Source organism: Streptomyces scabiei 87.22 (genome assembly GCF_000091305.1).
Taxonomy (GTDB): Bacteria; Actinomycetota; Actinomycetes; order Streptomycetales; family Streptomycetaceae; genus Streptomyces; species Streptomyces scabiei.
In genome coordinates this window covers 5,265,046-5,277,062 of sequence record NC_013929.1, presented here as the reverse complement: position 1 = coordinate 5,277,062, position 12,017 = coordinate 5,265,046, and the positions used below count along the sequence as shown (strand labels likewise).

General features: G+C 69.5%; 14 protein-coding genes. 2 read left to right on the top strand and 12 right to left on the bottom strand.

Features of this window, described 5'->3' with window-relative positions; genetic code table 11:
- Positions 1-99: 99 nt before the first annotated feature.
- From SCAB_RS22380 to SCAB_RS22365, 4 genes are all read right to left on the bottom strand, one after another.
- Complete coding sequence (locus tag SCAB_RS22380; protein ID WP_013002353.1) at positions 100-1,266, bottom strand: lipid-transfer protein; 1,167 nt, start codon at positions 1,264-1,266, stop codon at positions 100-102.
- On the bottom strand, positions 1,263-1,712 hold the full coding sequence (locus SCAB_RS22375) for a MaoC family dehydratase (protein ID WP_013002352.1): 450 nt from the start codon (positions 1,710-1,712) through the stop codon (positions 1,263-1,265). Before SCAB_RS22375 ends, SCAB_RS22380 begins: the two co-directional genes overlap by 4 nt.
- Entirely contained in the window at positions 1,709-2,899 is a 1,191-nt protein-coding gene (locus SCAB_RS22370) for a bifunctional MaoC family dehydratase N-terminal/OB-fold nucleic acid binding domain-containing protein (RefSeq protein WP_013002351.1), read from the bottom strand. Before SCAB_RS22370 ends, SCAB_RS22375 begins: the two co-directional genes overlap by 4 nt.
- Before the next feature lie 299 nt (positions 2,900-3,198).
- Complete coding sequence (locus tag SCAB_RS22365) at positions 3,199-3,504, bottom strand: hypothetical protein (RefSeq protein ID WP_037725997.1); 306 nt, start codon at positions 3,502-3,504, stop codon at positions 3,199-3,201.
- Positions 3,505-3,878: 374 nt separating this feature from the next.
- Between SCAB_RS22365 and SCAB_RS22360 the strand changes: the two genes are divergently transcribed.
- Positions 3,879-4,748 carry a bifunctional DNA primase/polymerase gene (locus tag SCAB_RS22360; protein ID WP_013002349.1) on the top strand — a complete coding sequence of 290 codons (870 nt, stop codon included), beginning with the start codon at positions 3,879-3,881 and terminating at the stop codon, positions 4,746-4,748.
- A gap of 84 nt (positions 4,749-4,832) precedes the next feature.
- On the opposite strand, the gene SCAB_RS22355 is transcribed toward SCAB_RS22360, so the two are convergent.
- Both SCAB_RS22355 and SCAB_RS22350 read right to left on the bottom strand, forming a co-directional pair.
- Positions 4,833-5,042: an antitoxin gene (locus tag SCAB_RS22355; protein ID WP_037726275.1), complete on the bottom strand. Its 210-nt coding sequence runs from the start codon at positions 5,040-5,042 to the stop codon at positions 4,833-4,835.
- A 158-nt stretch (positions 5,043-5,200) separates the two neighbouring features.
- Positions 5,201-5,935 carry a formylglycine-generating enzyme family protein gene (locus SCAB_RS22350; RefSeq protein ID WP_197696211.1) on the bottom strand — a complete coding sequence of 245 codons (735 nt, stop codon included), beginning with the start codon at positions 5,933-5,935 and terminating at the stop codon, positions 5,201-5,203.
- 985 nt (positions 5,936-6,920) lie between these two features.
- Here SCAB_RS22350 and SCAB_RS22345 point away from each other — a divergent pair.
- Positions 6,921-7,880 carry a M48 family metalloprotease gene (locus SCAB_RS22345; RefSeq protein WP_148274219.1) on the top strand — a complete coding sequence of 320 codons (960 nt, stop codon included), beginning with the start codon at positions 6,921-6,923 and terminating at the stop codon, positions 7,878-7,880.
- 367 nt (positions 7,881-8,247) lie between these two features.
- Here SCAB_RS22345 and SCAB_RS47400 read toward each other — a convergent pair whose 3' ends face one another.
- From SCAB_RS47400 to SCAB_RS22315, 6 genes are all read right to left on the bottom strand, one after another.
- The gene (locus tag SCAB_RS47400; protein ID WP_041670841.1) at positions 8,248-8,637 is read right to left on the bottom strand and encodes a hypothetical protein; all 390 of its coding nucleotides are present in this window, start codon (positions 8,635-8,637) and stop codon (positions 8,248-8,250) included.
- Positions 8,638-8,753: 116 nt separating this feature from the next.
- Entirely contained in the window at positions 8,754-9,896 is a 1,143-nt protein-coding gene (locus tag SCAB_RS22335) for a tyrosine-type recombinase/integrase (protein WP_013002344.1), read from the bottom strand.
- Complete coding sequence (locus SCAB_RS22330) at positions 9,896-10,108, bottom strand: helix-turn-helix domain-containing protein (protein ID WP_013002343.1); 213 nt, start codon at positions 10,106-10,108, stop codon at positions 9,896-9,898. Before SCAB_RS22330 ends, SCAB_RS22335 begins: the two co-directional genes overlap by 1 nt.
- The gene (locus tag SCAB_RS22325; RefSeq protein ID WP_041669478.1) at positions 10,105-11,388 is read right to left on the bottom strand and encodes a replication initiator; all 1,284 of its coding nucleotides are present in this window, start codon (positions 11,386-11,388) and stop codon (positions 10,105-10,107) included. Before SCAB_RS22325 ends, SCAB_RS22330 begins: the two co-directional genes overlap by 4 nt.
- 155 nt (positions 11,389-11,543) lie before the next feature.
- Positions 11,544-11,789, bottom strand: a complete 246-nt coding sequence (locus SCAB_RS22320) for a hypothetical protein (RefSeq protein ID WP_013002342.1) — start codon at positions 11,787-11,789, stop codon at positions 11,544-11,546.
- Between the two features lie 25 nt (positions 11,790-11,814).
- Positions 11,815-12,009, bottom strand: a complete 195-nt coding sequence (locus SCAB_RS22315) for a hypothetical protein (protein WP_013002341.1) — start codon at positions 12,007-12,009, stop codon at positions 11,815-11,817.
- Positions 12,010-12,017: the final 8 nt, after the last annotated feature.

The following is a 12,017-nucleotide window of genomic DNA, read 5'->3' as shown; positions in this document are numbered from 1 at the left end:
CAGGTACTGAGGGTGTACCCCCGAGAACCGCCTGCCGGGGGTGTACTGCACCGGCCCCAGGGCACCCGAAAGCCGCCTCATCCGTCACATCCCTCCCCCTCACCCGTCCGTCCCCAGGACCAACCCCGAGGTCGGCACCCCGGTCCCGGCGGTGACGAGGACCCGCTCGGCGCCGGGAACCTGGTTCACGGCGGTGCCCCGCACCTGCCGTACCGCCTCCGCGATGCCGTTCATCCCGTGCAGATACGCCTCGCCGAGCTGCCCCCCATGGGTGTTGATCGGCAGCCGCTCCTCCGCGACGAAGTCCCCCGCCTCCCCCGGCCCGCAGAATCCGAACTCCTCCAGCTGCATCAGCACGAACGGCGTGAAGTGGTCGTACAGGATGCCCACGTCGATGTCGTCCGGACCGAGCCCCGAGGTCCGCAGAAGCCGACGGGCGACCACGCCCATCTCCGGCAGCCCGGTGAGATCCCCGTCGTAGAAGCCGGTCATCTGCTGCTGCGCCCGGCCCGCGCCCTGCGCCGCCGCCACGACCACGGCGGGCGGCTTCGGCAGGTCCCGCGCGCGCTCCACCGAGGTCACGACGAGCGCCTGACCGCCGTCCGTCTCCTGGCAGCAGTCCAGCAGCCGCAGCGGCTCGACGATCCAGCGCGAGGCCGCGTGCTCGTCCAGCGTGATGGGGCGGCCGTGGAAGTACGCCGCCGGGTTCGTCGCCGCGTACTTCCGGTCGACCACGGCCACGTGCCCGAACACCTCGGGGGTCAGCCCGTACGCGTACAGGTAGCGCTGCGCCGCCATCGCGACCCAGGAGGCGGGCGTGAGCAGCCCGAACGGGAGCGTCCAGCCCAGCGCCACGCCCTCCGCCGACGGCTCGCGGTGCCGTACGCCCGATCCGAACCGCCGGCCCGAGCGCTCGTTGAACGCCCGGTAGCAGACCACGACCTCCGCCACACCCGTCGCCACCGCGAGCGCCGCCTGCAGCACGGTCGCGCACGCGGCACCGCCGCCGTAGTGGACGCGTGAGAAGAAGGACAGCTCACCGATGCCGGCCGCCTGCGCGACCGTGATCTCCGGGCTGGTGTCCATCGTGAACGTCACCATCCCGTCCACGTCCGCCGGCGTCAGCCCCGCGTCGTCGAGCGCCGCCCGCACCGCCTCCACGGCCAGGCGCAGTTCACTGCGTCCCGAGTCCTTGGAGAACTCGGTCGCCCCGATGCCGACGATCGCGGCGCGCCCTCCGAGCCGGTCGCTGGTTCGTACGCTCATGCCCGGCCCCCTGCGTCGGTGCCGGAGGGGGAACCGAGGTCGTCCGCGCGGGCCTCCGGCAGGGGCAGCGTGACGGTGACCGTGCCGGTGACGTGTCTGCCGATGCCGTTCTCGCCGATGATCCTGACCGTGGCGGTGCGACCGTCGGTCGTCTCGACCCTGCCGGTCAACACCATGGTGTCCCCGGGGTAGTTGGGCGCACCGAGCCGGATGGCCACCTTGCGGAGCGCCGCGTCCGCACCGAAGTGATCGGTGACATAGCGGCCCACCAGCCCGTTCGTCGTCAGGATGTTCATGAAGACGTCCGGTGATCCGCGCCGCCGCGCCAACTCGGGGTCGTGGTGCACGTCCTGGTAGTCGCGCGAGGCGATCGCCCCCGCGACGACGAGCGTGCGGGTGATCTCGATCTCCAGCGGCGGCAGCGCGTCGCCGACCCGGACCCTCATATCCGCTCCACCTCCTCCCCCGCCTCGTCCGACCCGACCGTCCCGTCCGACCCGACCGTCCCGTCCGGCCTGGCCGCGCCGTCCGACCTGCTCGTCCCGTCCGACCCGCTCGTCCCGTCCGCGTGGAACACCGGCAGCTCCAACTCCTCGTCGTAGCGCACGAATGCGAGCCGTACGGGCATCCCGATCCGCACCCTGTCGTACGGCACCCCGATGACGTTGCTGACGATCCGGACCCCTTCCGCCAGCTCGATCAGCCCGACGGCGTACGGCGGGTCGAAGGCCGGAAACGGCGGATGATGCATGACGACGTACGAGTACACCGTGCCCTCGCCGCTCGCCTCGACCGTGTCCCACCCCGGGGAGCCGCACGCGTTGCAGCCCGGGAGCCAGGGGAGGCGGAGCGTGCCGCAGTCGGCGCAGCGCTGGATGAGCAGGCGATGGCGGGCGACGCCTTCCCAGAACCCGGCGTTGTCGCGATTGACGACGGGGCGGGGGCGCCGCGGGCGCGGTTCCGGCGGTCGCTGCTTCCGGTCCTGCCCGTCTTGCTGGTCCTGCTCGTCCTGCCGGTCCTGCCCGTCCTGGCGGGCCTGCCCGTCCTGCCGGTCCTGGCGGGCCTGGCGGTCCTGCCGGTCCTGGCGGGCCTGGCGGTCGCGCTGTCGCCCGTCGTCCGGGGCGGGCGTCCCGGACGTCCTCGCCGGTGCGTACTTGAGGATCCGGAAGCGGTGGGTGCCGACGAGTTCGCCGCCTCCCTCACCGGCCCGGACGTCCATGCGGGTCGTGACGAAGTGCCCCGTGCCGAGCCGGGTCGTCTTCCGCTCGGACACCGACTCGACGACCGAGTCGAACGTGATCTCGTCCCCCGGGCGCAGCGCCCGCAGATACTCCTGCTCGCAGTCGGTGGCGACGACGGAGGTGTACCCGGCGTCGTCGAGCAGCGCGAGGAGTTCGTCGTACGCCGCCGAGCGGGTCTCGTGCCCGCTCAGTCCGCCCATCGTCCACACCTGGAGCATGGTGGGCGGGGCGATGGCATCGGGGCCGGCGTACGCCGGGTTGGAGTCCCCCAGAGCCTCGCACCAGTGCCTGATCATGGGCGCGTTGACGGGATCCTTGCCCCGGCCGCCGCGGACGGCCGCGCGCCCCTCGTATGCCTTGAGCCGTACGGACAGGTCCTCGGGCACCGCCACGGCCCCACCGCCCCTTCCGCGGACAACCGATTCTGACTACCCGTCAGATTGAAGGAACTGGCGCCGGAACTGTCAAGGTCGCCGGGGCATCCCCGGCTCACGGGCCACCCCGGCGGGAACCCGGAAAACGTCTGTGCGGCGGCGCTTCGGCGCCGCCGCACAGACGAGTCACACCCCACGAGCATGTCCCACACGCTCTCCACGTCCGGTGCATTCGCACCCGAGGGCCGGAACGGGACCTCAGGGCCGGGGCGACCTCATCCACCTGCCCCCGGGACCCCGGTCCGCCCTCGACGGGCTCACCAGAGGTCGGCGAAGTTGACGACGGCGTTCTTCTGGTCGATGGCGGTGAGACCGAAGCCGTTGACCTGGGCGGTGTTGTTCTGGTTCGAGGCGCCCGAGCCGATCGCCTGCTGCTGCGAGGTCGACGAGTTGCCGCTGTTGTCGCGGCCGACCCCGCTGCCGACGAGGTTCGCCACGCCGGCGTTCGATCCGTTGTCCGCGAACGAGCCGTTGTCGGCCGCTGCCACACCGGCGAAGAGGGCGGCGGCGAGCGGAATTGCCGAGACGGCGGCGAGTACGCGGGCGGTACGGATGCTTGCCATGTGCATTTCCTCCAGGGCCTTTCACACAAGTACGGGTTGCCCCGGGGCAGTTGGCCGACCGCCTCGGTGCTGGTCTTCGACGTCGCACCTCCAGAGTTGCCCACCGAACCCAGGCGAACCACCCCGGAAGCCCTCATTCCCCCTGAAGCGTGAGGACAAGTCGATAAACCCCCTTGGATCAAGGAACTCCCAGCTCAGTCGCAGTCACCCCGCCGCATTCCGCCAGGACGGGCCGGGACAAGGGGCGAAGCGTTCCGCCACACACCCGACCGCCCCGCGAACAGCCCACGAACAGCCCACACAGCCCCACAGCGACCGAAAGGGGCCCGCCGAACCCTCTTCCCATTATCGAACGTGCGTACGAAAATAGAAGCATGGCCATCACAGACCGGCACACCGGAACCCTGGCCCTGGCACACGCCCTCTCCGCCGCCGAACGCGGACTGGCGGTCATCCCGCTCTCCCGCTCGAAACTCCCGGCCCTGCGCTCCCCGCACCGCGACGACCCCCACCCCCGCCCCTGCCACGGCGAGTGCGGCCGCTTCGGCCACGGCGTCCACGACGCCTCCACCGACCCCCGCCGCGTCCGCGAACTCTTCTCCGCCGCCCCCTGGGCCACCGGTTACGGCATCGCCTGCGGCCTCCACCCCCACCACCTGATCGGCGTCGACCTCGACACGAAGTCCGGTACGGACTCCTCGGCGGCCCTGCGCGAACTGGCCCTGCGGCACCTCTTCACGATCCCCGAGACGGTCGTCGTGCTGACCCCCAGCGGCGGCCGCCACATCTGGCTCACCGGCCCGCCCGACGTCGTCGTCCCCAACTCCGCGAGCCGGCTGGCCCCGGGCATCGACATCCGCGGCGCCGGCGGCTACCTCGTCGGCCCCGGCTCCCGTACGGACCACGGTGTCTACGGCACCGCCCCCGGAACCTCCCACCTCTCCCCGGCCCCCTGCCCACCGGCCCTGCTCCGCCTGCTGTCCCCACCGCCGCGCACGAACCCCGCCGGCCCCGCCGGCCCCGTCGGCGCCCACGGTCACGGCCTGATCCACTTCGTCCTGACCGCCCAGGAGGGCCAGCGCAACACCCGGCTCTTCTGGGCCGCCTGCCGCGCCTACGAGAACGGCCTCGGCCCGGACCTCACGAACGCCCTGGTCGAGGCGGCCGTACGCACGGGCCTCACGGAACGGGAGGCCCGCTCGACGGTGGCGTCGGCGGCGCGGATGTCGGGCCGGAGGCCGTAGACCAACGCGGCCGACGAGAGCCGGTCGGACAGGGGTGAGCCCAGGTCCCGACCGGTTCTCGCTCCCGTCGGCCGCCCGGCGCTCCTACCGGGGCGGTTCCTCGCGACCGGTGTCGCCCTGCCCCGTCTGCTCCGAACCCAGCTGCTGCCGGAGCCGCTCCTGCGCGGAGTCGACCTGCCCGCTGTACTTCCCCTGCGTCCTGCCGTCGACGTAGTCACCGGCCTTGTCGATGCCCTGCCCGGCCTGCTCCTCGTGCCCCTTGAGCATCTGCTTGAGCTTGTCCATCACAGACATGGCGTCTCCTTCCACCGCGTACACGGTCCCCACCAGCATCAGCGCCCCGCCCACAGCCCGCATCTCGTGCCCACGGCGGCCGGGCGGCCCCGGCCAAGGCTGCTGGGGAGTGAGAGCCGTCCGTCGGACGGGCCGGATGGAGAAGCCCCGGCTCAGCGTCAGGCCCCGCCCCGCCCCTCATCCAGATCCCGCGCCTCATCCAGATCCCGCGCCTCATCCAGATCCTGCCCCTGACCGGTCGGCACGGGTGCGACCGGGCGGACCGCGGTGAAGTCCTGACTCTCGCAGCGGGTGGCGGAGAGCAGCAGCACCCACTCGTCGCAGCCCTGCCACGGAAAGAGGTCGCCGCCGCCCCCGCGCGCCACCCGCGGTCCGTCACCGGTACGGGGTCGCGCGTCCACCGGCGCATCCGTGAAGTGCGGGATCCACACATCGGCACAGATCTCGTTCGACGACCCCATCGCCGCCAGCCCGAAGGCGTTCTCGGCCGCGGCGGTACGTTCTTCGTCGCCGAAGTCGTCGAGCACGTGGTCCTCGTCCGGCCTCCCGTCCCCGCGGAAGGTCAGCGTGGTCGTACCGGCACGGGCCGCGTACTCCCACTCCGCCTCGCTGGGCAGCCGGAAGGGCAGCGTCCCGAGCAGGTCGTCCAGGTCGTCCTCGAAGCGGGCCGTGCACGCATCCGATGCGGCGAAGCCGTCCTCGTACTCGGGCAGCCAGTGCCGCGCCTGCGCCACCGTCAGCGGATGCCGGGCGATCAGGAACGGCTCGACCCGCACCTCCCGCACCGGCCGGGCCTGGCCGGCCTCGGCGAAGAACGGTTCGAGGTCCTCATCGGCGCCGCCGGCCCGCTCTATCGCACGCAGCGCGTCCAGTTCCCCGTCGGACAGCCCCATCAGGAACGTCCCCCCGGGAACGGCCCGGAAGACCACACCGGAAGAAACATGCCGCCAAGCCGGTCGACCGGCCACGATCTCTTGAGCCCACATGGCGCCGGACGCTAGCAGCCGGGTATTCCCGGAGGACGCCCGAGTAGGGACTGCGTCCGCACCGGACCGAGCGGGGAGATCACGAGGGACCTCAGGCCAGGCCGGCACGGCCCAGCGAACGGCGAACGACCCCTGACCGTATGACCTGATCAGGGGCCGTTCACGCACGCGGTGGGTGTGGGATTTGAACCCACGGTGACTTGCGCCACGACGATGTTTCAAGACCGGTGGGTCTGCGCCGCCCAATGCGGCTCACCTGCGCATACGTCTACTGGCTGAGCGCCACCTACGCCTCGTTGACCGGACGTTGGCCGCGCCGCAGACCCGTGCTGGCGCAGCCAGACAATCAGGCGAGTGGCGCCATGCCCCGGTGGGAAAGCTCCGCGGTGACGTCGGCCAATTCGAGGTCATGGTTGCCGAGCCCCACGGCCACCGAGCACAGGCACGGCTCCTGCCCGTCTGCTGAAGGTCCGAGAGTTGCTGAGCGTCCGCCCATGCCTGAGCCAAAATCAGCTGCTCTCGCCCTCCGTTGCTGCCGAGGCGGTGACCTGAAGTCGTACGACCACGCGAAGCTCGTCGCCGCGTGGAAGTGCCCTACTTCCTGCGCCACGCGGACGTTTCCCTCTAGCAACTCCGGCAGCCTGATCGCCCGCGTGCTCGATGAGGTTTGAACGTTCGGCGCTCGACCGCAGCGCCGCCGGCGCACTTGCCCGCTACGCCGAGCAGCCCTGGACTTGAGCACGACGAAGGGGCATTGAAATACGTCGTCTTCGCTCTCTGATCCCGCTGCACCACCGGGGTCCGCTACGCGGGTTCCGACTCTCGGGATGCCCGCTCAGTGTGCGGGGACGATCCGTCAGGAGGAGAATGGCACGGAGGGAGCTGAGGCATCATGACGTTCCCCATAGTCTCCGATTACCAGTCATATCTCGGTACCTCAAAAGCAAGGCACCCGAACGAACGAGCAAGGCTCGTAGTTGCCGTTGGATTCGTGTGGATCGTGTTCGGCATCTTCGCGGTCGGCGCCATCTCGACGGGAGGCAGCGGCCTTCTGTACATCTTCTTGGCCATCCTCTTCGTCGTGGTGGTCGAGTGGCTCTACCACAGGCTGCGGAAAGCCCACCTTCTCGGCCGCGCCGTCAAGGTGACGCCTGACAGCTTTCCGGAGATCTACGCGGAGATTTCCGAACTCCAACGAAAACTCGATTACCACCGGCCGGTCGACGTCTACGTACTCGACGAGGTCGACGGGAAGGTGACAGTGACCAGCCTGCTCGGAACTCGGGTACTCCTCATCCAGGGTGGATTCGCAGCGGACCTGCAGGAGGACGGACCTGCGGCTCTGCGCTTCATGCTGGGCAACTTCATCTGCTGGCTCAAGGCCCGGCACGGGCGGCTGACCCTCTCCGTGATCATTCTCGATCACCTGAAGATTCTGGCGTACGTTGCCCCTTGGATGCTTCCTTACTGGCGTTGCACTGCATACACGTGCGACCAGTACGGGTATCTGTGCGCAGAAGACCTTCACGCGTCCCTCGGCGTCATAGCCCGGCTCGCCGTGGGGAAGGAATTGGGTCCCAATGTTTCCCCCACGGGCGTTCTGGAACAGGCCTACCAGGTATCCCGGCGTCCTCTTTCGCGCTACGCCGAATTGGTCCAGTCGGAGCCGCACCTGGTGAACCGCTACGTTAACCTCGTCGCCTTCGCGGGGTCCCTGATGCCCGCCGACTACGAGAGGTTCCGTGCCGGCTTGGACGAAAAGGGCCGCCGCCTCCTCAGGGACCTCATGGTACAAACCCCTCACCACCAGTCGTCCGGCCCGATCCCCGCGTCGGCATCCGGACCCAGGTGAGCGGTAAAGGTGGCACAGGCCTCGGGCGGGACCCGGGGGAGCCGTCCGATACTGGTGGTATCACCAGAACGGGCCCATCCGTGACGCGCCCGTACACATGCAAGTCAGGGTGGGACAAGGTGCACGCAGAAGGGGTGCCGCTCCGGAGAGTGGCACCCCTTCTGACCTGCACAGCGTCTGACCTGCAAGCGGTGGGTGTGGGATTTGAACCCACGGTGACATCGCTGCCACGACGGTTTTCAAGACCTTTCGGCGATCATGGACGCCTGCCCCTCCGCCGCAGGTCAGACGGGTACGAGTACCCCGGCGGAACCGTTCTCGTGTCCGCCGTGCCCTCTACGTGCCCCAGGCGCTCGGTCGTGCCCGCTCAGCCGCCAGTCACGGCGGGAACGATCACGGCGGCGACAGCCGACAGCAGCCCTCCCACAGCGAGAGCGCCATTGAACTTCTCCTTGGCCGTGGGAAACACGGAGCGACTCACGTTCCCGATCTTGCTGCGCAGAACGATCATCTTGATCTTCTGCCACCTGTGCTGACGTTTCGAGCACCCCATCAACACGCCATAAGCGTTGTTGCGGCAGTAGGTCTGCCCGTCCCGGTTAACCGCTCCACACCAGACCGGCACCTGGAAGGCGGCATAGGTCGAGACGCCGAGCGACAGAGCCACGATCACAGGCAAGGACCATTGCTGGCTCCAGGCCACGACCAAGGCAGCAGCCACCATGTATCCCCAGTACAGACGCACCACTTTCCCCATGAGCACGCAGAGTATCGGCGCATATGCGCAGCGCATAGACGTGAATTGGACACTGCGGCATAGCACAACGCCCCTGACCGTGGTTCTGGCCAGGGGCGTCACAGGTGCAGGGTGTCTCAGAGGCGTTCTTGAACTTCGGGAGAGCCGATTCCTTCTTGCCCTCCAAACCACGCATCGGCCGCTTCGGCGACCTGGTCGTCACGACCGGCGACAGGCCGAGCGTAGTGCCGAGTCGTGACGCTCGCGTTCGAGTGGCCGAGCCGGTGAGCGGCGGTCATGACGCCGTAGCGGTCGGCGACCCACGTCCCATGTGAGGCCCGAAGGTCGTGCGGGGTCACGTCGGTGAGCCCGGCCGCCGAGACGGCGGGGTCGAAGTACGCCTTGCGCCACTGGTTGTAGCGCAGCGGCTTCCCGCCGGGTGTCGTGAACAGGAGTGCGTCATCCCCGCCGGACAGGGTCTCCAGGTGCCGGCCGAGTCGTTTCGCGAGGGCCGGGCCGACGCGGAGGAGCCGCTTCTGATGCGACTTCGGTGTGTCGAAGACCAAGGCCCCGTTGGCTTCGGCAAGGTTCTCGTCGACCAGGACGAAGCCGCCGGACACGTCGATGTCAACGCGCCGGAGGGCGAACGCCTCCCCCACCCGCAGACCCGCGTAGGCGAGGAGAGCGATCAGCACGTCATGAGGCTTGGCGGCACTCCTGACGATCCGGGAGGCTTCGAGCGGGGTCAGGATGTGCGGCTCGGTCTGCGGCATGCGCGGCAACTTCACGCCCCTGCACGGCGTCTGCGGGATCATGTCGTTGTCGACAGCGGCCCGCATGATCTGCGACAGGACCCGATACGCCTGCCGTATGCGCGAGGCGCTGAGCCCCCGCGTGTTCATGCTGGCCACCCACTCAGTGACCGTGATCGGCCGGAGGCCCGACAGCTCACGATCGCCGAGCGTCGGATTGATCAACGAGTTGATCAACGACCGGTACGACGCTTGGGTCTTGTGCTTGAGCTGAGGAGAAACGGCAGCGAGCCAGCGAGCCGCCCAGTCACGCACGGTCGTCTGCCCCTCGGCAGGGTCGAGCCAACGCCCGTCCTCGATCTCGATGCGCTTCTTGGCCAGCCACCGGTCAGCGTCCGTCGACGTGGCGAACGTACGATCCGCAGGCCGCAGTACGCCGTCAGGCCCCGGGTATCGGGCTTGGAAGCGGCCTGAGGGGAGCTTGCGGACACGGCCGAAGTTCCGGCGGGACTTGCGCTTGCCAGCCATCAGGCAGCCCTCCGGAGGCCCGCAGGCCGCAGAACGATCGGCTCCACGGTGTTGGCGGCGATGAACTCCCGAACGGCGCTCTCCGGGATACGAACGTGCCGACCGACCTTCACGAACCGGATGCGCCGCTCCTCGACCAGACGCCGAGGAAAGCGAATGGTCGTCCCCAGCAGCTCGGCGACCTGATCCACGGACATGTAGCGGTCGTTCATGCGGTCGGCTCTCCTTCCGTTCCGGGGGCGGGTTCGAGGGATGCGGCAAGCCAGGCTTCGGTGTCGGAGAGTCCGGTTCCGGCGAAGACCCAGTGCGCGAGGACGTACGTCGTGTCGGTCGCTCGCTCAGGTGCTGCGGCCGCGGCTTGGGTTCGGCGCCATTCGGCGCGGGCGTCGCGGAGGGCGCCGAGGGTGGTGGAGTAGCGGCGGGACTTGGTGGAGAAGTGGCCGCGGAAGCCGAGCATGTGGGCCCAGGCGCGTAGGCGAAGGTGTTCGAGGTCCTTGCGTGCGCCGAGGAACCAGGCGGTTCGGATGAGACGGCGGGCGTGGTCGCTGATGTCGAGCTGGGCCAGCTCGGCGGCGAACTTCAACGGCCGGTCGAGAGCTCCCGTGGCAGTCTCGGCGCCCTTGGTGGCGTACTTGGCGATGTACGCGGCGACGGCGCGTTCGGTCAGTTCCTGGCCGTCGTTGAAGTCGGCGGATCGGATGGTGCGGACGTCGAGTTGGCGGCCGAAGGTGAAGGTGTGGGTGCGTCCGTCGATGGCCGGGCCGTCGACACGGACCTTGGTTGCTGCTGTCTTGATGGCGTCGGTGAGGAGTTCGGCGGTGGCCCAGGCCGGGGGTGGGGTGTCGCCGCCGGTGGGGCCGTCGATGCGGATGACGGCGTGGAAGTGGACGGCGCCGCGCTTTTGGTACTCGGCGACCTTGGCGAAGGAGACGCGGGCGTGGTCGCGGAACCGGCGTTGTGACAGGCCCGCGCGCTTGGCGACTTCCCGGCGCAGGTAGGTGGAGAAGCGTTGCCAGAGCGGTCCGGCGTGGGCGTTCCAGAGGACGGCCGCTTCGTAGTCGTAGGTGTCCGGGTCGAGGGCGGTGCCGAGTTCGGCGTCGTCCTGGTCGTGTCGGGTGCCGCAGCGGCAGGGGCGTCCGCTGGAGGGGCGGTTGTGGACCGGGCCGAAGCTCGGGGCGGTGAAGGTGGCGAAGACGCGGGGGTGGGTGGCGACGTGTTCGGGGGTGCCCTTGCCGCCGCGCAGGCCGGAGGTGATCAGGTGGAAGGTGTCGCGGCGGTAGACCTCGGAGCAGGCCGCGCAGCGGGTCGTACGGCGGTTGTTGCAGCGGACGAGGAGGTTGCCGGCCGGGAGGTCGGTGGAGTCGAGGTGGTGAAGGACGCGGCCGATCTCGCCGGTCGTGGTGTCGACGTCGTGCTCGGTGCGGTGGCCGTCGAGGCGGATCGGGTTGGTGCAGCCGCCGAGGCCGGAGAGTTGGCGGAGGATACCGGGCAGGGTGCCGTGCTCCGCGAGCTTCGCGAGTTCCGGGAGCGGGGGCGGTGTGGTGCGGGTGAAGATGGCGGTTCTCCTTCTGACTGGCTCGGTCAGGAGTGATGGCCCCGGGGCGGCGGATGCTTGGTCGTGTGCGCCGCCCCGGGTGTTGTGCGCGTTCAGCGCCGGTTCTGCTCGCGGATCAGGGAGCTCAGGACCACGGCCGTGATGGCGACGGAGATGGCCGAGACGGCGACGGCGGCCAGAAGCGCGGTGAGGACGACACCGCCGACGACCACGGCCGCCACGACTCCGGGGCTGATGGCGACCGCCGGAAGCGAGGGCCGTACGGGCGCCGGATCGGCCGGGGTGTGGGTGTGTGCGGGCGGCGGGGTGGGGCTGTCGGGGTACTTGGGCAGGAACACGGAAGGACTCCCCTTACCTACTCGTCTAGGTGTGTGAGCCGTTTATGACGTCCACGCCGGAGCGCGTACCGGATTCGATGGCGGGGGCGAGGAAGGTCTGCGAGAGGTAGAAGCCGAAGAGGGCGATCAGTACGACGACCCAGGTGCGGACGCCGAGGAACTTGACCGCACCCCAGGCGAAGAAGCCGAGGACGACGACGAGCGGCAGACTGACGGTCACGGTGTACG